The organism is Spirochaetota bacterium, from assembly GCA_017999915.1.
GTDB lineage: Bacteria > Spirochaetota > UBA4802 > UBA4802 > UBA5550 > RBG-16-49-21.
Genome location: JAGNKX010000007.1, coordinates 82,618 through 101,879, shown reverse-complemented (window position 1 = coordinate 101,879; position 19,262 = coordinate 82,618). Strand labels below are relative to the sequence as shown.

17 protein-coding genes and 1 pseudogene are annotated in these 19,262 nt (G+C 52.5%); 9 read left to right on the top strand and 9 right to left on the bottom strand.

All coding sequences use genetic code 11. The features are described from left to right. Nucleotides 1–98: 98 nt before the first annotated feature. From KA369_11725 to KA369_11710, 4 genes and pseudogenes are all read left to right on the top strand, one after another. Entirely contained in the window at nt 99–653 is a 555-nt protein-coding gene (locus KA369_11725) for an HDIG domain-containing protein (protein ID MBP7736634.1), read from the top strand. Then, nucleotides 647–2,284: a radical SAM protein gene (locus KA369_11720; protein MBP7736633.1), complete on the top strand. Its 1,638-nt coding sequence runs from the start codon at nt 647–649 to the stop codon at nt 2,282–2,284. Before KA369_11725 ends, KA369_11720 begins: the two co-directional genes overlap by 7 nt. 337 nt (nt 2,285–2,621) lie before the next feature. Further along, nucleotides 2,622–3,575: an LruC domain-containing protein gene (locus tag KA369_11715; protein MBP7736632.1), complete on the top strand. Its 954-nt coding sequence runs from the start codon at nt 2,622–2,624 to the stop codon at nt 3,573–3,575. Nucleotides 3,576–3,578: 3 nt separating this feature from the next. Further along, nucleotides 3,579–4,079: pseudogene (locus KA369_11710) on the top strand (LruC domain-containing protein). Between the two features lie 101 nt (nt 4,080–4,180). Here KA369_11710 and KA369_11705 read toward each other — a convergent pair. Beyond that, nucleotides 4,181–4,504, bottom strand: coding sequence for a hypothetical protein (locus tag KA369_11705; protein MBP7736631.1), 324 nt, complete (start codon nt 4,502–4,504; stop codon nt 4,181–4,183). A 171-nt stretch (nt 4,505–4,675) separates the two neighbouring features. Continuing rightward, nucleotides 4,676–5,281, bottom strand: coding sequence for a threonylcarbamoyl-AMP synthase (locus KA369_11700; GenBank protein ID MBP7736630.1), 606 nt, complete (start codon nt 5,279–5,281; stop codon nt 4,676–4,678). A gap of 810 nt (nt 5,282–6,091) precedes the next feature. On the opposite strand from KA369_11700, the gene KA369_11695 reads away from it, so the two are divergent. The 3 genes from KA369_11695 to glgX are packed head-to-tail and all read left to right on the top strand — an operon-like array spanning nt 6,092 to nt 8,609. Next, a complete protein-coding gene (locus KA369_11695) occupies nt 6,092–6,280 on the top strand; it encodes a DUF1573 domain-containing protein (protein ID MBP7736629.1) in 189 nt (62 codons plus the stop codon). A 33-nt stretch (nt 6,281–6,313) separates the two neighbouring features. Beyond that, the gene (locus KA369_11690; protein MBP7736628.1) at nt 6,314–6,457 is read left to right on the top strand and encodes a DUF1573 domain-containing protein; all 144 of its coding nucleotides are present in this window, start codon (nt 6,314–6,316) and stop codon (nt 6,455–6,457) included. A gap of 13 nt (nt 6,458–6,470) precedes the next feature. Beyond that, nucleotides 6,471–8,609 (top strand): glycogen debranching protein GlgX, encoded by a 2,139-nt coding sequence (gene glgX / locus KA369_11685; GenBank protein ID MBP7736627.1) that lies wholly within the window; start codon nt 6,471–6,473, stop codon nt 8,607–8,609. A gap of 31 nt (nt 8,610–8,640) precedes the next feature. On the opposite strand, the gene KA369_11680 is transcribed toward glgX, so the two are convergent. Together KA369_11680 and KA369_11675 are read right to left on the bottom strand one after the other, a co-directional pair. Then, nucleotides 8,641–8,955, bottom strand: coding sequence for a pyrimidine/purine nucleoside phosphorylase (locus KA369_11680; protein MBP7736626.1), 315 nt, complete (start codon nt 8,953–8,955; stop codon nt 8,641–8,643). 153 nt (nt 8,956–9,108) lie between these two features. Beyond that, the gene (locus KA369_11675) at nt 9,109–9,324 is read right to left on the bottom strand and encodes a DUF1858 domain-containing protein (protein ID MBP7736625.1); all 216 of its coding nucleotides are present in this window, start codon (nt 9,322–9,324) and stop codon (nt 9,109–9,111) included. Between the two features lie 378 nt (nt 9,325–9,702). Between KA369_11675 and KA369_11670 the strand changes: the two genes are divergently transcribed. Next, nucleotides 9,703–11,415 carry a hypothetical protein gene (locus tag KA369_11670; protein ID MBP7736624.1) on the top strand — a complete coding sequence of 571 codons (1,713 nt, stop codon included), beginning with the start codon at nt 9,703–9,705 and terminating at the stop codon, nt 11,413–11,415. Between the two features lie 2 nt (nt 11,416–11,417). Here KA369_11670 and KA369_11665 read toward each other — a convergent pair whose 3' ends face one another. From KA369_11665 to KA369_11650, 4 genes are all read right to left on the bottom strand, one after another. After that, the gene (locus KA369_11665; GenBank protein MBP7736623.1) at nt 11,418–11,603 is read right to left on the bottom strand and encodes a hypothetical protein; all 186 of its coding nucleotides are present in this window, start codon (nt 11,601–11,603) and stop codon (nt 11,418–11,420) included. A gap of 17 nt (nt 11,604–11,620) precedes the next feature. Further along, nucleotides 11,621–14,836 carry a hypothetical protein gene (locus KA369_11660; protein ID MBP7736622.1) on the bottom strand — a complete coding sequence of 1,072 codons (3,216 nt, stop codon included), beginning with the start codon at nt 14,834–14,836 and terminating at the stop codon, nt 11,621–11,623. A 276-nt stretch (nt 14,837–15,112) separates the two neighbouring features. Further along, nucleotides 15,113–16,666 (bottom strand): acyl--CoA ligase, encoded by a 1,554-nt coding sequence (locus tag KA369_11655; GenBank protein ID MBP7736621.1) that lies wholly within the window; start codon nt 16,664–16,666, stop codon nt 15,113–15,115. A gap of 17 nt (nt 16,667–16,683) precedes the next feature. Continuing rightward, entirely contained in the window at nt 16,684–17,679 is a 996-nt protein-coding gene (locus KA369_11650) for a hypothetical protein (GenBank protein ID MBP7736620.1), read from the bottom strand. 394 nt (nt 17,680–18,073) lie between these two features. On the opposite strand from KA369_11650, the gene KA369_11645 reads away from it, so the two are divergent. Next, nucleotides 18,074–18,838, top strand: a complete 765-nt coding sequence (locus KA369_11645; protein ID MBP7736619.1) for a hypothetical protein — start codon at nt 18,074–18,076, stop codon at nt 18,836–18,838. A 51-nt stretch (nt 18,839–18,889) separates the two neighbouring features. Here KA369_11645 and KA369_11640 read toward each other — a convergent pair whose 3' ends face one another. Beyond that, nucleotides 18,890–19,153 (bottom strand): acyl carrier protein, encoded by a 264-nt coding sequence (locus KA369_11640; protein MBP7736618.1) that lies wholly within the window; start codon nt 19,151–19,153, stop codon nt 18,890–18,892. Nucleotides 19,154–19,262 lie beyond the last annotated feature (109 nt).

The following is a 19,262-nucleotide window of genomic DNA, read 5'->3' as shown; positions in this document are numbered from 1 at the left end:
GCGACAATATAAGTTCATTTTAGCATTGAGATTATAGTAATAATGAATAATTTTTTTAATTCACGCCCCCTCAGGGGGACGGGGGGGTCGCTATTCCAATGAACAACCACGCACCGGTCCCCACCCTGGAGGAATGCTACGAGATCATGAGGCGCTACGGCATGCGGGATAACATCATGCGCCATTCCGAGCAGGTGATGAACGTCGCCATGGCCCTGGTGGCCCACCTCAGGGTCCCGGACATCATACAGGACAGCCTGGTAATGACGGCCGCCCTCCTCCACGACATCGCCAAGACCAGGACCATCGAGACCAAGGAGATGCGCCATGACCTGATCGGCGGCGAGATCATGCGCGAGCTGGGCTACGACGCCATCGCGGAGATCGTCGATTCCCATGTCGTGTTCGAGGGCTTCAAGCCCAAGGGAGACCTGGAGGCGCGGGAGCTGGTCTTCTACGCGGACAAGCGTGTCATGCATGACACCATCGTGTCGATAGACGACCGCGTCGACGACCTGGTCAAGCGCTACGGGATCAACCAGCACATCATCACCCTGATCACCGAGAACAAGTCCTTCGTCCTTGCGGTCGAAAAAAAGATACAGGGCTTTCTCACCCGCGACATCGAGGAGATCGTGGCGGCATTATGCTGAGCTGCTGCGTCCTTGACTGCTATGTGGACGAGCCGGCATGCTTCGGCGTCCCTCCCTTCGTATCGCCCTACCCGCGCTATATTTACGGCGCCCTGTCTGAGGCGGGGGTCGACGAGGGCCATATCCACTGCCTCACCATCGACTCCCTCCGGAACGGCGATTACCGGTTCGAACGCTCCTACGACATGGTGTTTCTCGTCGGCGGCGCCGTGGTCCCCGGCCGCTACCTGGGTAGCAGGATCGGCACCGCCGCCGAGATCCGGCGCATAGCGGAGCGGAACCCGGGACAGCGGATCGCCATAGGCGGCCTCATAAGCTATGTTCTGCCGGGCGGCGACAATGTCACGCTCGTTCGCAATGACATCGAGAAATACGCCCGCCATTTCGCCGGCGGCGGAGAAGAGGACGAGCGGCGCACCGCCCCGGAGATCGCCCGATGGGCCGTTCTGGGAGCCGGATCGGTCCGCGCGCACCCGCGCTTTCCGGACATCATCTGCGAGATCGAGACATCCCGGGGCTGTCCCCGCCGGGGCCACTGCTCCTTCTGCTCCGAGGGGCTCTTCGAAAGAGTGGAATTCCGCGAACCGGAAGATGTCATCGCGGAGATCGACGCCCTCATCAGGGCCGGCGTGTCCCGCTTCAGGCTCGGGCGCCAGGCGGACATCTTGCAGTACAAGTCCGACTGCGCCGGCTTCACCGGCGGTTTCCCCAGGCCGGTGCCCGGGCCGATCGGGGAGCTCCTGTCGGAGCTGCGGGCCAGGAAAGAGAGGGGCCTCATATCAGTCCTCAATATCGACAACGCCAATCCGGGGACCATCGCCGCCTTTCCCGATGAATCGTCATCGATCCTGAAAGACCTGGCGGCGACGGTCACGCCGGGGGACACCATGGCGCTGGGGATCGAATCCTTCGATGAAGAGGTTGTTCGCAGGAACAACCTGAAGGTCTTTCCCAGGGAGGCCCTTCGCGCCATCGAGATCATCAATGGCATCGGCGGCGCAAGGATTGACTCCATCCCGTCGCTTCTTCCGGGAGTTAACCTTCTCCACGGCCTCGACGGCGAGACAGTGGAAACCTTTGAGAAAAACTACCGCTCTCTGTCCGAGATCCTGGAGCGGGGGCTCCTGGTGAAGAGGATCAACATCCGCCAGGTCATTCCCTTCCCCGGCACGCCGGCCCATGCGAAAAAATACGCACCCTCCAAAAGCGTCGAGAACCGCTTCACCTATTATCGCGACAGGATCCGATCCGAAATAGAGCATCCCATGCTGGTCAATATCTATCCGCCGGGCACCATACTGCGGCAGGGCCAGGTCCTTGAAACACAGGCCGGATATTCCTACGCAAAACAGATCGCAAGCTATTCCATAACATTGAAGATCCCGATGGAGCTTCCCCTGATGAGCTTTCACGACGTCGTGATCATTTCCCATCGCGAGAGATCGCTGATGGCCCTCCCGTTTCCAATTAATATCAATACCCTGCCGCAGAAAGCCCTGGAGCTGATTCCCGGCATCGGTAAAAAGGGTGCCACCGATATTATTCTAAGGAGACCCTTTGCCTCCCTTGAACAGGCTTCCGCGTATCTGAACAATGTCTCTATTGATATAAAGAGATCCATGATTGTGTAGCCTGTTGATCTATGCTCTGACCCCCTCTCACCACGAGGGGCATTGTCCTGGTTATGGTTAGAACCAGGAAGCTTCCTAAAAAAAACACCTGACTTGAATTAATTAAAAAAATTTTAATGAATAATTATTTATGTACACAATTATCATGCAATAATATATACATTAATATATTTTTGTGCATTTCAAATCAAAATTTTTTTGCCTTGGTATACAATATACTCAAAAAAAGCCCGCATAGGTGGGTTTTTTAGTTGACATTTTTCAAGGTATTAATTACTATATACTCATAAATGAGAACACAAGAGTTAAAACTAATAACACCCAATGGAGGTCTTAAATGAAAAAACTATTTGTGCTGGCCATCGTGGCTTTCGCAATGACCATGATCGGCTGCGATACTTCAAAGAAAAAGGCCTTTCCCCTTTTCAGTACTGATTCGGCCAATGTTGAATCAACCACTGTGACAGAGAAAGGCGGAACGACCGTGGATGAAACGACGGCCGAAGTCACGACGGCGGAAACGACGCAGGAAACCGGGACCGAGGTGAAAACAGAAACCACGGCCGAAGTGAAAACTGAGACCAAGACTGAAACCGCGAAGGAAGAAACCACGCCGGCAGCGGAGACGGAAAAAGTCGCAGACGAAAACAAGGACACGACTTCAGAAGAAAAGTTCGAGTATTCCACGGTGAAGAACCTCGACTTCGACCTTACCATCATGGCTGACGCGACCACGGCGGTGGGCAAAGCCAATATCAACGTCTCGACGAACGGCGAAGCCGTTTCAGCTTCGATCACGGACGCCGCCGGCAAGGCCGCCTTTAAATCCACGGTGAGCCAGACCTGCGCCGCCATCGATATCGTCATAGAGCACCCGGAATATGAAACCAAGACCGTCACGGTCGACAAGGTCCAGGACCTCGCGACGATAGCCCGTGTCATCTATCTCGAGAAGAAGAAAACGGCCGACACTGTGGCTGATGCCGATAAAGACGGCGTTGCCGACGACAAGGACCAGTTCCCCGATGATCCGAAATACATCGCCGCCGTGTCCAGCGAGTACACCATCGCCTTCGAAGACCTGTATCCGAACAAGGGCGACGCGGACTTCAACGACCTGGTCGTGAAATTCGGGATCATGGAGTATATCGATCCCCAGAACAAGATCAGCAAGATCAACATCAGGAGCAAGGTCCTCGCGGCCGGCGCCGGTTACCAGAACAAGTTCTACATCTCCGTGCTGGGAAAGGACTATTGCCTGATCGAAGACCCGAAGAAAGACCTGGGCTAGAAATGGAACAGCAAGAAGAATGAAACATTTGTCAACGCGAAGGTTCACTCCCTTGACATAATCTTCGAAACCCCGGTCTCCCGGACCGACATCGCCCCGATGCCGTACGATCCGTACATCATGGCGAACAGCGACAAGAAGAACCAGGTACACCTTCCCTTCGTGACCACCAAGTGGACCGGCAAGGTTCTCGACACCGACAAGTTCCCCTGGGCGGTCCTGGTGCCGGACGAGTGGATGTGGCCTTATGAGGGCGGCTCGATCTTCAAAGCCTACCCGGAATTCGAGAAGTGGTACCAGTCAGGCGGAAAGGAATACCAGAACTGGTATGGCAATCCCGACACCGCCTATACCTTCCCGGTTCCCGGAAGCTCGGCCCTGACCGCCTACCTCCTGAAGAACAGGCAGGTGACCAGCATCGCAGCCATCAGCAGCCTGATCGGGATCATGATAGCCGCCGTGGTTATCATCAACATCCGGAGAAGGAAACTGAGCCAGAAATAGCCAGGATGAACCGATAGCGATAAAACGAGAGGGCTGCCCTGAAGGACAGCCCTCTTTTTTTTATATTCCACCACCATGGGCATTTCGGCCCCCTGTCCGAGTCAAAATTTCTTCCGCTCCCGGTTGTGGTTCAGCCGGTTCATGATATACAATGCGGCGTAGGCGCCGATGAAGCCGGCGATGACATTGACCCCGATGCCCCGCGAAAGGAACTCGAGGACCATCACCGAGATGTTGTAAAAGAGGTAATCAAGGATATAACCGCCGATGATGGCGCCGATGAATCCGACCACCAGGCCTCCGATATATCCTCCGAAGAGGTCCCTTTTCCTGATGTTATAGTATATGAATGATACGATGGCGCCCAGGCCCAGGAATATGGCGATGGCAATCACAACCTTTAAAAAATCACGTAAACCTTCCATAATAATACCTCAAAAATAATAATAGACTTGTTGCGAAACTGGCGTCTCGCACTCGCAGGCGGCCCCTGCGGGGGCTTTTTAAGGGGCTTCGCCCCTTGACCCCGATAAAAACAAGTTATGCAACAAGTCTAATAATTTACCTTTAGTAAACCAGAACCCCCCGTTGTCCACTTAAAAAAATAATTCCCCCTTCCCTTCACGCAGCACGACCGGATTTCCATCGGTCAGGTCAATGACGGTCGACAGCTCGGAGACCTTGGGACCGGCGTCGATGACCAGGTCCACCTCGTTCCGGTATATCTTCTCAAGGTCCTTCGGGTCCACGATATACTCGCCGGTGGAGGTGCTGACGCTGGCGGACATTATGGGCCGCCCCAGGGTGCGCACCAGATCAAGGGCTATGTTGTTGTCCGGTATGCGCACGCCGATGGTCTTCTGGTTGGTAATGGCCACCTTCGGCACCAGCTTCGTGGCGTTGAATATGAGCGTATAGGGGCCCGGGAAGGCCTTTTTCATTATCTTGAAGGCCCGGTCCGATATATTGCGGGCATAGGCGCTGATCTCGGAAATATCGCTGAAGATGAAGCTGAGTGGCTTGTTGCGGCCTATGTGCTTGATCCAGTAGATCTTCTCGATGGCGCGCTTGTCGGTGATGTCGCACCCGTAGGCGTACACGGTGTCGGTCGGGTACACGATAACGCCCCCCTCCCTCAACACCTCAACGGCCTTGTCTATGAGCCGTTTCTGGGGGTTTTGTTCATTTATGACGAATATCATGCTGCCTGTTCTTTCAAGGACTCCCGTTGAGCACATGGGAGAAACTCCTTCCTAATATTATTGTAAATTTACTTTTTTTTCTATCCGGTATTGGCCACAACAATTCTTGAATGATCTCTCGCAGAGGCGCTGAGACGCAGAGATTAATATTGTTTTCCCATTTTTCTCTGCGCCCCTGCGGCTCTGCGAGAACCAAGTGTAAACTTCACGCGGCCAAGATTACTATCAACGCATAATTGTATCAATGTTTCAAACATCAACACACATTTACATTATCGTAATATAGGTAATAAAATATTATTAAACAAAATTGTATTATAGGCCGGAAGGTGTAGAGAAAATAAAAGGCTTTTGCAGGAGTGCGAGCTGCAAAAGCCTTCAACCTGGTAAATTTTATGATAGGAGTGTATCAATAATAATCATTACTATGATCGGAAGGGAGGCGAAAATACTTAATAGTTTTTGCGAAAAAAATTAAAAAATCCGGCCCCTCACCCGCTCTCCGCGCACGCCGAGCGCTTTTTGGCCTTCCTGGCCACGCTCGGCACTGCGACCTCCTGTCGGGAGCCTCTCCCATTAAGCTCGGAAAAAAGGAGAGGGTTTCTGTAATAACGGCCTACATCTGCCTCCCCTTCTCCTTTCTTCAATTCTTAATGGGAGAAGGGGCCGGGGGATGAGGGTATAAAAGATCCCACAGCACTGATGCGGTCCCTGGGGGATCCAGGGGCATATCTGAACCATCTAAAAAAATGCTTGCCATATTAAAATCATCGCCCATCCTAATTATGCACATCAAGGAGGCCCTATTCAATGAAGAAATTCCTTATATTGCTGCTATTGCCGGCGGTCCTGTACTGCAACGGAAAGCCCAGGATCCAATTCGAGAAAACCGAACACAACTTCGGCAGGCAGGAGCAGAACATCGAAGTCAAACACGTTTTCGCGTTCAAGAACGCCGGTGACGGCACATTGGTGATAGACAAGATCTCGGCCGGATGAGGCTGCACCGGCGTCCTTCTTTCCAAGAAGGACATCCCTGCCGGAGGCAGCGGAGAAATAGAAATAACGCTTAAAACCGGAAACCATTCCGGAAAACTGACCAAGTCAGTCATGGTATACACCAACGACCCGGAGCAGAACACGATCAAGCTGATGCTGACGGCCGAGGTGAAATAAACAGGATGGCGCCATGGGCAACCTGAAAACGATGCCCGGGTCCCCCCTTCCCCTGGGGGCCCATGTCACGAAAGACGGCATACAGTTTTCGATCTTCAGCAGGCACTGCTCGACGGTGACCCTTCTCCTCTTTGAATCCGATAAAGCGGATTCTCCCTATATCGAGGTGCCGCTTGACCCGGATCTCCACCGGACCGGGGACATATGGCACATCCTGATAGAGGGCCTGCCGGAACGGCAGATCTACGGCTACATCATCGACGGCCCCTACGAGCCGGACAAGGGGCACCGCTTCAACAAGAACAAGCTGCTCCTGGATCCCTGCGCCAGGGCCATAACCGGGACGCGCCGGTGGGACCTCACCATGGCCCAGGGCTACAATGCCGGCTCTCCCGACCTGGACCTTTCATTCTCATCCGCCGACAGCAAACCCTTCATGCCCCGGTGCATAGCCCTGGACAGGCCCCGGATCCTCCACGGCATGCCGCTGCGCATACCGGAGCGCGACTATATCATCTACGAGCTCCACGTGAAGGGATTTACCTGCCACGGATCCTCCGGTGTGGGCAGTCCCGGCACCTACCGGGGCCTCATGGAAAAGATCCCCTACCTGAAAGAGCTGGGCATCAACGCCGTGGAGCTGATGCCGGTCCAGGAGTTCGACGAGGACGACAACACGAACATCAATCCCTTCACCGGGAAGAGGCTCAAGAACTTCTGGGGCTACAACACCATGGCCTTTTTCGCGCCCAAGGGCTCCTACTCCTCCTCCGGCGCCATGGGCGAACAGGTGGCCGAATTCAGGGACCTGGTCCACGCCTTTCACGGCGCGGGGATAGAGGTGATCCTCGACGTGGTCTTCAACCATACAGCCGAGGGGGACGAGACCGGGCCGACCATCTCGTTCCGGGGCATAGACAATTCGATCTATTACATACTCGATAAGGACCCCCGGTTCTATACCAACTTCTCCGGGTGCGGCAACACCTTCAACTGCAACAATCCCCTGGTGCGGGAATTCATCCTCGAGGTCCTCCGCTACTGGGTCATCGACATGAACGTCGACGGCTTCCGCTTCGACCTGGCGTCGATCCTGGGGAGGGACCAGAGCGGCAGCATCATGAGCAATCCGCCCCTGATAGAGGTCATCGGCGAAGACCCCATACTGCGGAACACCAAGATCATCGCGGAGGCCTGGGACGCCGCCGGCGCCTACCAGGTGGGGGAATTCCCCGGGCGGTGGGCCGAATGGAACGGCAAGTACCGCGACGACATCCGGAGGTTCTGGCGCGGCGACAGGAACGTGGTCGGCTATTTCGCCACCCGCGTCACCGGCAGCTCGGACCTGTACGGCTCCTCGGTGAAGGGCCCCCTGCAGAGCATCAACTTCGTCACCTGCCATGACGGTTTCTCCTTGAACGACCTGGTGAGCTACCGGAAGAAGCATAACGCCGAAAACGGCGAGGAGAACGCCGACGGAGAGAACCACAACCTGAGCTGCAACCTGGGCGTGGAGGGACCGGACGCGACAAAGCTCATAACCAGGATGCGCTCCCGCATGATCCGGAACTACCTGTCCACCCTTTTTCTGTCGCAGGGAATCCCGATGATGCTGGGGGGCGACGAATTCAGGAGGACCCAGAAGGGAAACAACAACGCCTACTGCCAGGACAACGATATCTCCTGGGTCGACTGGGACCTGATGGAGCTCAACCGTGACCTCCTTCGATTCACGAGGGAAATGATTCGGTTCAGGAAGGAGCACCCACTCCTCAGGAAAGGGAGCTTCTTCTCCGGCGAAGCCACCGGCGGCAGGTCCCACCCGGACATAAGCTGGCACGGGTTCCGCGTCAATGAGCCGGACTGGGGCGTCGACAGCCGCTCCATCGCCATGCTCATCTGCGGGGAATACGCGGAAACGACTGAAGGGAGGGCCGACAGCGACATCTACATGATATTCCACAGCGGAAGGGTCAACCGGAAATTCGAGGTCCCGCCGGCGCCATCGGGCGGCAGGTGGAAGGTGGCGATAGACACCGCCAATGATCCGCCCTTCGACATTTTCGACGCGGGAAAGGAGCCGTTTCTTGATGGGAACCGCTACCTTGTGAGGAAGATGTCCACCGTGGTGCTGGTATCCGGATACGCGTAGGGGCGCCTAAAACCGAGTCCCTGCGCAGGCTTCATTTCACGAAGGAGCAGCAATAATCCGAGATTGATTTGACCTTGAGCTGAAACTTGGAATTGGCCGGCACATCGAAGGATTCACCGCCTTTGACTGTTTTCCAGGTCCCGGCGCCTGGCAGCATTACATCCATATCGCCTGAAAAGATCTCCATGATCTCCTTATCGGAGGTGTTGAATTCATATTCGCCGGGAAGCATGACGCCCAGGGTCTTCTTCGAGCCGTCCGGAAATAACACCGTCCGGCTGGTGACCCCGCCATTAAAATAGATATTCGCCTTTTTTACTATGGAAACGTTTTTAAATTCTGACATGATACACTCCTGTAAGATACTAGCAAAAACACCACGTCGATTCATCGGGGCGTGATTCGCTCAATAATAATCCTGTAACATAACCGGCGATATCGATAACTATCCGAAGACATAAAAATCCCCCGGAGATAATTCGGGGGATTATATTTTTTACTAGTTCGCAGCTTGAAGGTTCAGGTCCTGCATCATCTTCTGGATCGAGCTGTCATCCATGCCATGGGCGCGGGCGCCCTGCTCGATGGTCTCGGTCACGGCGATGTGACATCCTATGCAGTGCAGGCCATAGCCCATGAGAATGGGACCGGCCTTGGGAAACTGGCGAAGCAGATCGCCGAAGGTCATGTCCTTGTTTATTTTATCCTGTGCCATAATAGTATCCTCGTTAAAAAATGTGATGTTGTGAACTTACAAAAGTTACACGCAGAATGTCCATCTTTTTTTCAATAAATATATCAATTTGTCGGGCAAAGTAAAGGGATTATGTCGAAAATATAAACAGACATATTTTATAGGTAGAAGTAGTAAATTAGGGGGGGGCATGGGCCATCCCGCTCATCCGCCTCGTATAACATCCATGTTGACTCGGCGGAATCGGCGACATCCATGTCGCCTTCTCGCCGGGATGGCTCCATGCTCCCCTCTAAAATTAAACTGCTACCTATTTTATACCCATGATTTAAAAGTATTATCCTTTACAAAACGCGTTTTTTTATATACTATAATAGTTAGCGATAGAACATTGGCGCCATGAATATTATCCTGATCATCATCCTCCTGGTCATTATCCTCATCCTCATATGGGCCCTCCTGGGGGGCAAGAGCGATATTGCGGACAGGCGGGAGGGCGGCGTCTCAGAGGAGGACAAGACTTTCCGGAGAAGGGCCAGCGACAAGGAGATCGAGAAGGAATTCCCCGAAAGCGCGGTCCCGCACCGGCGGAGAAAATCAGACATGGAGGCCGATGAGGCGGCGGCGTCCGCCGAAGAGGAGCAGCAGGGGCCCTTCAAGCTCCCCTACATGGCCGACGAGATCATACCGGAAACCTCCCGCTTCAGGATATACCGGAGGACCCTCCTCAACTCCGAGATCTACGCCACCAAGGGGGATTATTCCACGGCCATATCCCTTTTCGAGGGAGTGAGGTCCCGCATTCAGGATATCGACACCAGGTTCAAGATCGACGCCGACATTGAGTACCTCAAGCAGTTCAAGAAGAAGAAGGAAGAGGACGCCAGGCGCAAGGACGAGCTGGCGAAGCGCGGCGCCACCGGCGAAGAAGGCAGCGGCGGCGAGATCAAGATCAAGATGGGCGGCCTGCCCTCCAACGCGATCAAGATCGACTCCCTGCCCGAAACCATCCATATAGGCATCATCGATCCGTCCAAGAACGTGGACATGGAGTCCATCGTCAAGAACGTGACGGACAAGCTCAAGAGCGAGCTGAGCGACGTGCGCGAGGAGCTGGACAGGCTGAAGGCCGCTCCCCAGGAGGACGGCGAGGCAGCCGCCGCGCAGAGCAAGCTCGCCGACGCCCTGTCCGGCCTGACCGAGCGCCTGGACTCCCTCGAATCGGCCCGTGAAGCGTCCGCCGCCGGCGAGGCCGCGGCCGCGGTCAGCGAAGCGGCCGCCGAAGCCAGGGCCGCGGTTGAAAGCCTGGCGAAGACCGACGAGCTGGCAGACCTTAAAAACGAATTCAAGAGCCTGACCAAGGCCGTGAAGGACATGGCCGAGGCCAGCATCCCCGAATCCGCGACGGAGCCCTCCCTGGCCGAGGCGAAATTCGACATGGGGCGGCAGATGGACGAGGCCCGGGCCCTCAAGGAGATGCTCGACCGGATCCCGAAGAAGACGGCGCCGGAGCCCTCCTCCGTCACCGAGCCGGGAATTGAGAAATCGGAGCACCTGAAGCGCTCCGCCGAGGACGTGGAGGAAAAGGACGATTTCGAGCTCCTGAGCGAGTACGGCAAGGACAAGTCCGGGGAGGAGCTTACCGACGACGAAATTTTCGAGAAGATCCTCCGGGAAGACAAAAAGGAGCGGGACAAGGGCGATTTCGAGATCATCGGCGAAAAGAAGGAGCGCCGTGACGAGGACGTCACCACCACCGAAGAGATCGACATGAAGCAGCGGGAGGACGAGTCGTTCTACCGGCGTCTCCTCTCCACCACGAAGCGCAAGACCAAGGAGCTCCCGATCCTGAAGGTGAGCTACGATTTCACCAAGCTCCCCGACGAGATCGGCCTCTCCCGGGAAAAGAACATCATAGAATACTCATTCTACAAGTACAAGCCGATGCTGGAAAAGGCGAACGAGTACATCAAGAAGCGCAAGGTCCGGGACGCCATCAACTACTACAAGGTGGTCATGGCCCAGAACATTCCGCCCGAGTTCAAGTCGATGATACGGAAGAACCTGAATGATCTTACGGAGTATTTGGAGAAGTATCTGACGGGGGATTAGATCTATAAGCCGAGTTTTTTCTCGACATCATCAAGGGAATGCAATTTTTTTGTCGTTTTAACGGCCTTTACAGCGCTTATGTAATCGTCATAATCGTCGGCCTTTTCTTTAAGACGCAGATATTCCTTGTAATCCAGTATGACAACTTTCGGTTTTTTATTTTCCTTGATTATTTGAGTTTTAATCATCGTATGGTATTTACAAATTAATTCTTTATGAAGACGTCACGGGCGGCGGATTCGCCGGCGGTGCTCTCTGTAAGGGTAATAGTTTCTGTTACAGTGCCTCCGCTCATCTTCCATACGCGAGCGGTTGAAGAGGATACCGAGTCGCCGCTGGCTTTACAATAACCAGATATATAAATATCATCATCATCATTCTGCATTATTTCATAGGCATTGGAAATTCCATCGCCGGGAAGGGAAACGCCAGCATTATCAGCAAGCCAATAGGACGCATAGCCCATGAGCTGTCCGACAAAATAACGATCATTGGTCCCGGATTGATACAATGAAGAGTTTACAATTGAGGAATAATTGGTACCTGGCATGTCAGGGAGTAATTTAACCAATGTACCCGTTGACTCAATACAGGTCCAATACTCGGCCTGCGTATAAGGGACTATAGTATTATAATCATACCACCCACCTACAATTTTTTCGGTCCCATTAAGCATCATAATTCTGCCGTAAGCGATACCGTTATAAAAGCAGTTTGGTGTGCCTCCACCGGATACAATGCTCCAATAACAGGGAGTCTCATAGGTGCTAATCGATGTTCCTGCTATATAAATAGTGCCGCTGGATTCGGCAATCTCGTTGCCCAATGAAGAGTCAGTACCGCTCACAGTCAGGAGTACCATATTATAACTATCATCAGTAAGGTTAACTTTCCAGTAGCACGCCCGACTGGAGCCGGAAACATTATTGTTTGTACCGGAAATATATAAATAATCATCGGAACTCGCCGAGTCGATAATGAGGGAATCAACAACATCAACGGGTATTGTGATCCCGGTACTTAACACATATGGTGTCACGCTTTCACCTACTATCTTCCAATAGCAGGGATTGCCATCGTATTTACCAACAATATAGACGGTATCGCCCAGGACCGAAGCGCTGATGGCCCTTGAGCTATGGGCGCTTGTCTCAAGGTCAGTTTTCACCGGAGTGGCCTTGGCGATGTCCCACAGGCAGGCGATATCATTACCGCTATAATAGTAACCCACCGCGTAGGTTCCGCTCAGGTTTGCTGTAACGGTTACCGCGTAATCCTTTGTAGTGGTGCCGTTCAGCGCTGTTACGATATAATGAACCGTTCCTGTAAAGTCCCGGGCCACTCCCGAAACAGGGCTAACACTTGCGCCATCAGATACAGTTATTGACGGTGTCAGGCTTGTTTTACTTGTCCCGAAGGGCAGGTTAAGGCTTATGGTGCTCGTTCCAATGGTCCCATTTACTCCACCTATAGAGAACGATGTTATATCACAGTCGTCGCCGGGATCAAGAATGACGGTCACCGTATATATCTTCTGAGAGCCGTCCTCCGCGGTGACCGTGTATAGAACAGGACTTTCAAAATTTCGAGTCTCCCCTGATTCGGGACTTACAGTGGCTCTAGAAGAGACGGTTATGGACGGTGTAAGACTTTTTGCATTCGTCCCATAGGGCATATTCAGTGTTACAGTATTAGCTCCTATTGAACCGCCAGTACCGTCAATGGAGAATATCAATATATCGTTGGCGCTATTAAGGCCTTCCTCAACATGAACAGTATACATCTTCGATGATATGCCATCGGCTGCCGTTACAACATAATCAATATCAGTATCAAAATTTTGCTGTACCCCTGAGGCGGGGCTAACTGTTGCACCCGCTGATGCAACTATTGTAGGCGTCAGAGTTAACCCGGAACCATATGGCACGGTCAGTGTTATTGTATTGTACGTCCCCATATCGACAATAATACCACTTTCGCCCAATATAGTAAAACTATCTATGGCGCATTCATTACTGGGGCCTTCGTTTACTGTAACAGCGTACTGTTTGGTTGAAGTGTCGGCTGCTGTTACCGTATAATATACGGTAGAAGAAAAATCACGTGATACACCCGTGTCTGGGCTTATATCCACGCCATTGATTTCGATTGTCGGGGTCAGGTCAGTCAGATCAGTACCATAGGGCATGGTCAACGTTATTGTATCAGTCTTAATTTCAAGGTTGCTCATACCCGGAATGGTAAAGCTGGTTATGTCCTTCGCGGGATTCGCCGCAACGTTTACCGTTACCGTGTAATCCTTGGTCGTGCCATCGGCGGCGGTTACTGTATAAATGACTGGATCTTTAAAACTTTGTTCCAATCCCGAAGGAGGGTACACACTCATGCCGGTGATCGAGATCAACGGCGTTAGATGCTCAACATCATTACCATAAGGCACTGTCATAGTGATCGTATTGCCTACGGGAGTCGCGTGTATGCCCAGTATCTCGACTTCAGTGATATCCTTGGCATCACTGGGCGCTACAGACACAGTGACCGTGTATTCCTTGGTTGTATTGTCGGCGGCGGTTACCGTATAAGTGACGGGATTGGTAAAATCTTGCGTCACCCCTGAAGCAGGGCTCACGCTATCGCCAGTGATATTAATTGTCGGTGTAAGAGTTGTTACATCAGTGCCAAAGGGAACGGTAAGGGTTATCGTATTGGCCCCTATGGTCTCGGCAGCGCTGAGTATCTTAAAACCCGTGATATCCTTAGCGCTATTCTTCGCTATGTTGACAGTGACTGTATAATCCTGCATCTTTCTGTTACAGGCTTCTACCGTATAGGTTTTCACGTTCTGGGGGGTGGTAAAATCATTACTGGTTACGCCGCTTTCCTGCACCACACTTCCAATTCTTACCTCTTTCCCGGTGGTATTGAAGGTCGCAACAAGGGCTGTAGTAACGGTGCCATAGGGCAAAGTAATGGTGATGCTGGTTCCTGATGGAACTACCTCAACGCCATTAATTGAAAAACGGGTAATGGCTTTCCCGGTATTATCAGCCACCGTGGCATATACGGTGTAGCTTTTTGGTGTGTTGCTGGAAGTATAAACAGTATACACAACGGGGTTCGTGAAATCATTGCGGGTAGATCCGTTTACCTGATCAACCCCGTTCACCGCGACCCGGGCGCCGGTAATGGTAAAGCTGGCCACCAGGTCATTGAGGGTGGCGTCGCAGGGAAGGGTCAGGGTGATATCGGTGCCAGTAATGGTGCCCTGTACGCCATTAATGGCGAAAGCGGTGATGCTCGGGCCTGCCGTATTGCTAAAGACGCTGAAGAACGGCAGGCTGATGAGGGTGCCCCTGTCGACCTTGCAGGATACGGGCAGGAGGGAAATGGAAAAAACGGCTATAAGTAATATTCGTTTCATTGATTACAATAGTAAGGTTTCGCGTTTCTAATAGTTATTAGAATAATCTTGTGAAAAAAGAATATAAATAGAAATTAATAGTTAATGAAATAACAACTAACCGCACCTTAACGGTACAGTTGGTGAATTGCTTCGAATACGTCTACACTATTTTTATGTATGGATGAAAAAGAAATCCGTTACCCGATGATTATATATAGTGAATATCTTTATCTATGTCAAGTATTAATAATTTCTACGGTATATTGTATACCATAACTATCGTGATTTATCATTTCAATCCAGCATCTCCCCGCACCTGCCCCGGTCGATCTTACCGCTCGCCTTCTTCGGCAGGGCCCGGGTGAATTTGATCTCATCGGGAAGCTTGAATTTCGGGAGCTTCGACGAACAGTATTCCATGACCCGGTCCGCCGTGCAGGCGCTATCGATAGGTACCGCCAGGGCCATGAGCTTGTTGCCCTTGAGATCGTCCGGCTTTCCGATAACGGCCGCCTCGACCAGGAGGCCGCTTCCCATCATAACGTCTTCTATCTCCTGGGGATTGATCCGGTGTCCGCTCACCTTGAGAAGATTGTCCTTGCGGCCCACCAGGTAAAAGTATCCGTCCCCGTCCATGGAGGCGAGATCTCCGGTGTGGTAGCCGTTCCCGTCCAGCACCTTCGCCGTGGTCTCAGGGTCCTTCCAGTAGCCCTGCATGATATTGGGGCCCGACGCGGTGAGCTCCCCCGTCTGGCCCGGGGCCACCTCATTCCCGGCCTCGTCAAGGACCCGGAGGGTGACGCCGGGGATCGCCTTGCCGATGGAATCGATCTTCGAATCGAACTCGGAGGGCTCGAGGTAGCTCAGGCGCGCCGACGCCTCGGTGGCGCCGTACATGATGAAGATATCCGTATGCTCCGGTAGGGCCTTTCTTAGATCCTGCTTGATCTGCTTCGCCATGTGCCCTCCCGCCTGGGAGCAGTACCGAAGCGTGGCAAGCTTATCCCTGGACGCCGCCAGTGGCGACCGGTGCAGGAGGTAGGCATAGGTCGAGGGCACGCCGGAGAAACCGGTCACCTTCTCGTCGATCATCTGCTTCACCACCGCGCCGGTGTAAGCAAACTTGTTGTTGATCACAATCGATCCGCCCACTGCGACGTGGGTATTGAGAAGGGACTTCCCCATAACGTAAAAAAACGGGAGCACCGCCATCTGGCGATCCTCTGAAGTTAAATGCAGATAAGTGCAGATTGAATTCGTGTTATTGACGATATTGAAGTGCGTGAGCATGGCGCCCTTGGGCACCCCGGTGGAACCCGATGTATAGATGAGACAGGCCAGGCTCGACGGATCGAGAGCAAGGCCCGGATTGGAACCGTCACCGCCGGCGAAAACGTCTTCAAGGCTAATTACAGGAAAGGGAGCGCCGCCCCAGGGCATCTTCGGCTGCGAAAGCAGCAGGGCCTTAAGGGGAATCGCGGAGATCGGGACTTCCTCCAGCAGCTGTTCGAACCTCGTCGAAGATATGACCGCGGCAGGCTCGATCTCGTTAAGGAGGGCAGCCAGCTTTTCGGCCCTGGTGTCCGTGCCAAGGGACACAAAGGCGGCGCCTGTCTTGAGAACGCCGTAATAGGCCACCACATATTCGAGGCTGTTATGGAGTATGACCGCGACACGGTTGCCCTGCCCCACACCCATGGAGACAAGGGCGCGGGCAAGCCTGTTGGCTTTCATGTTGATCTCCGCGTAGGTGGCGCGGACCTGTTCATGGATGAGGGCCGTCTTGTCGGGGAAACGGCCGGCGCTGGACTCTAGGAAATGATGTATCAGGGTCGGAGATGCGGTCATATGCTGCTTTCTAACTTTTATATTTTTATGCCGATCTTATCAGCGCCGTACCTTACCATTTTCATATCCTCGGGCTTATTGGTCTTTTCGATCCCCTCCTCCCGGTCCATGGAGCCGGAACGGACAATGCCGGCGATCTCCCAGGCATAGGGGTGAAAACCGAACTTCTCCCGGTGGATATGGTTCGCCAGGGCGTTGAGGGTGCAGTTCGACGAGTTGGGATCCGTATCCTGCGGCATGACCCAGCCCAGGGACTGGATCAGCTTGAGAATATCATTTTCATTATACTTCATGAAAGCCAGGGGATGGATATTGATGGGCCAGCGTTCCGCCGGGTATTTCAGGTCCTCGTCTGAGATGAAGTACTGCCTGATCTCTTCGGGAAAGCGCCTGAAGAGCAGGTCCCGAACGGTCTTGTTGGTCATGGCCTGCATGCGGGGGCTTGTCTGCATGATGGCGGAGGTTATGGGCGCCTGCCCGGGGGACCATCCATAGGCCGCCAGTGGTATGTCCATCTGGAGCGCTGTCTTCAGCACCAGCGACTTCACATGGCCGATGCAGGTGGTGCAGATGGAGCTGGCGCGGTCCAGGGTCTTGGGGCTGTAGAAGTCCTCTTTCGCCGCCACGGCAAAGACCTTCTTCATGATCTCGAAGGATGGCCGCACCACCATGCTGGTGGCGCCACAGATGTCCGTCATGTGGGCAATATTCTCCATCGCGCGCGGCGAGATGAAGCCGTTGTCGAAGGACAGGGCAAGAATCCTCATTTTATACTTTATGGCCAGCATGTATAACGTGTAGGTGGAATCCTTACCGCCGCTGTAGGCCATTATCACGTCATAGTCCTGCTTCCCCCTGACGCTGTCGAGGAGGTCTTCAAACTTCTTTGTGTATTCTTCTTTCTTTTCCTCATCGGGGAGATTGGCGTTCAGGCAATAGTTGCAAACGCTTTTTTCATCGAATTGAATGCCGGGGAACGTTTCCGGCAGGACACAGCGCGAGCAGAATTTCATAGGATTAACCGTCCAATAAAAATATACAGTACCCTTCGGCGCAGCGGGGCTGACGACGATTGGCGTTCCCCTGGCGTAACCTCAGAGCACGACTTTACCTTATGGAATGTGATGAATGTCGCTCTTAATAAAGAGCCCGCGAGAGTTTTGTCAATCTTTTTTGGCATTAATGAAGATTATTGGATAACGGCCCGGGACCGGCCGTTTAACTACGGCCTGCATACGGGGCAGCTGCCGCTGCAAAAAGTATTGACAAGTATCGATACAAATCAATAATCAAATAAATTCACTTCTTGCATAGGGGAACCATATGACCAGTGTTAAGTCATTTTTATATTCCACCATATGCGTTACTGCGATATTGATACTTATATCCGCATGCGGAGGAAAAACCATGGAAGCATCAGTGCAGCAGCTGCATACCAAGACCGTTTCCGCGGCTGAATGGAAAAAACTGTCGGCTAAAAAGGTATATTTCGGCCACCAATCGGTAGGTTATGATATTATCGGCGGCATTCAAAATCTTATGAAAAGCAACCCCGCCGTCACGTTAAACCTGCAGGAGACAATCGATCCAGAAAAATTCAATGCGGGCATATTCGCCCATTCCATAAACGGGGAAAACTGCAAGCCGAAGACAAAGGTGGACGCCTTTGTGAAAACAATGGGGTCCGGCGTCGCGAAAAAAACCGACATAGCGTTTTTCAAGTTTTGCTATGTTGATTTCGATGAAAATACCGATATAAACGATCTGTTCGCATATTACTCGTCATCAATGGACGGCCTGATAAAAAAGTACCCGGGGACCACGTTCATCCATGTCACCGCGCCCTTGACGGCTGAAGGAGAGTTCATTAATGTCAAATACTACCTGAAGCATATCATCAAAAAAATCCTCGGCAGGGCGGACAATTCCCTGGTCAATATTAAAAGAAATGAATTCAATTCCCTTCTCAGGAAAAAATATGGTCCAAAATCTATTCTTGATATTGAACTTTACGAATCGACCAATCCCGACGGTACGCGCCGCATCTCCCATAACGCCGGGAAAGACCATTTTTCCCTTGTTCCCGAGTACACCCATGATGGGGGCCATTTAAGTGAAACCGGCAGGATCCTAGTGGCGGATAAATTTCTTGCAACCCTGGCGAGGATGTAACGGGGCGCGTCAAGCGGGCAAAACGATCATTCAATAATTATTGATGAGGCTTTACTTTTGAATGACCGGTTGTTTTTTCTTTAAGAAGAGAATGATATTGCTCACCGAATCAAGGTTCTCCGGAACGATTTCCTCATCGTCTATTTTGATGGAGAACTGTTCTTCAAGGAACAACACCAGCTCGAGGATGCCTGTGGAGTCCATTATGCCGCTTTCCAGGAGCGATATATCCGGAGTCAATTCTACCTTTGAGCTCCTCCCCGTGATAAAATTTTCCTTAATATAATTCGTGATCAGTTCCTGGGTGCTTTGCATGCTATTTCTCGCAAATAATAAAATTGTGCCCTTACCGGGTTATTTGTGCCAGCATTATATCTAGAAAACCATGCGGATGGGCTGATTATTGTAAATATACTATTGCTTC

What these genes read in the sequence shown, in the direction of transcription:
- KA369_11700 (MBP7736630.1), bottom strand. Translation starts at nt 5,281, where the DNA reads ATGATATTCGTCATAAATGAACAAAACCCCCAGAAACGGCTCATAGAC.
- KA369_11705 (MBP7736631.1), bottom strand. Translation starts at nt 4,504, where the DNA reads ATGGAAGGTTTACGTGATTTTTTAAAGGTTGTGATTGCCATCGCCATA.
- KA369_11725 (MBP7736634.1), top strand. Translation starts at nt 99, where the DNA reads ATGAACAACCACGCACCGGTCCCCACCCTGGAGGAATGCTACGAGATC.
- KA369_11680 (MBP7736626.1), bottom strand. Translation starts at nt 8,955, where the DNA reads ATGTCAGAATTTAAAAACGTTTCCATAGTAAAAAAGGCGAATATCTAT.
- KA369_11645 (MBP7736619.1), top strand. Translation starts at nt 18,074, where the DNA reads ATGGAAGCATCAGTGCAGCAGCTGCATACCAAGACCGTTTCCGCGGCT.
- KA369_11720 (MBP7736633.1), top strand. Translation starts at nt 647, where the DNA reads ATGCTGAGCTGCTGCGTCCTTGACTGCTATGTGGACGAGCCGGCATGC.
- KA369_11670 (MBP7736624.1), top strand. Translation starts at nt 9,703, where the DNA reads ATGAATATTATCCTGATCATCATCCTCCTGGTCATTATCCTCATCCTC.
- KA369_11715 (MBP7736632.1), top strand. Translation starts at nt 2,622, where the DNA reads ATGAAAAAACTATTTGTGCTGGCCATCGTGGCTTTCGCAATGACCATG.
- KA369_11655 (MBP7736621.1), bottom strand. Translation starts at nt 16,666, where the DNA reads ATGACCGCATCTCCGACCCTGATACATCATTTCCTAGAGTCCAGCGCC.
- KA369_11675 (MBP7736625.1), bottom strand. Translation starts at nt 9,324, where the DNA reads ATGGCACAGGATAAAATAAACAAGGACATGACCTTCGGCGATCTGCTT.
- KA369_11650 (MBP7736620.1), bottom strand. Translation starts at nt 17,679, where the DNA reads ATGAAATTCTGCTCGCGCTGTGTCCTGCCGGAAACGTTCCCCGGCATT.
- KA369_11695 (MBP7736629.1), top strand. Translation starts at nt 6,092, where the DNA reads ATGAAGAAATTCCTTATATTGCTGCTATTGCCGGCGGTCCTGTACTGC.
- KA369_11660 (MBP7736622.1), bottom strand. Translation starts at nt 14,836, where the DNA reads ATGAAACGAATATTACTTATAGCCGTTTTTTCCATTTCCCTCCTGCCC.
- KA369_11640 (MBP7736618.1), bottom strand. Translation starts at nt 19,153, where the DNA reads ATGCAAAGCACCCAGGAACTGATCACGAATTATATTAAGGAAAATTTT.
- KA369_11665 (MBP7736623.1), bottom strand. Translation starts at nt 11,603, where the DNA reads ATGATTAAAACTCAAATAATCAAGGAAAATAAAAAACCGAAAGTTGTC.
- glgX (MBP7736627.1), top strand. Translation starts at nt 6,471, where the DNA reads ATGGGCAACCTGAAAACGATGCCCGGGTCCCCCCTTCCCCTGGGGGCC.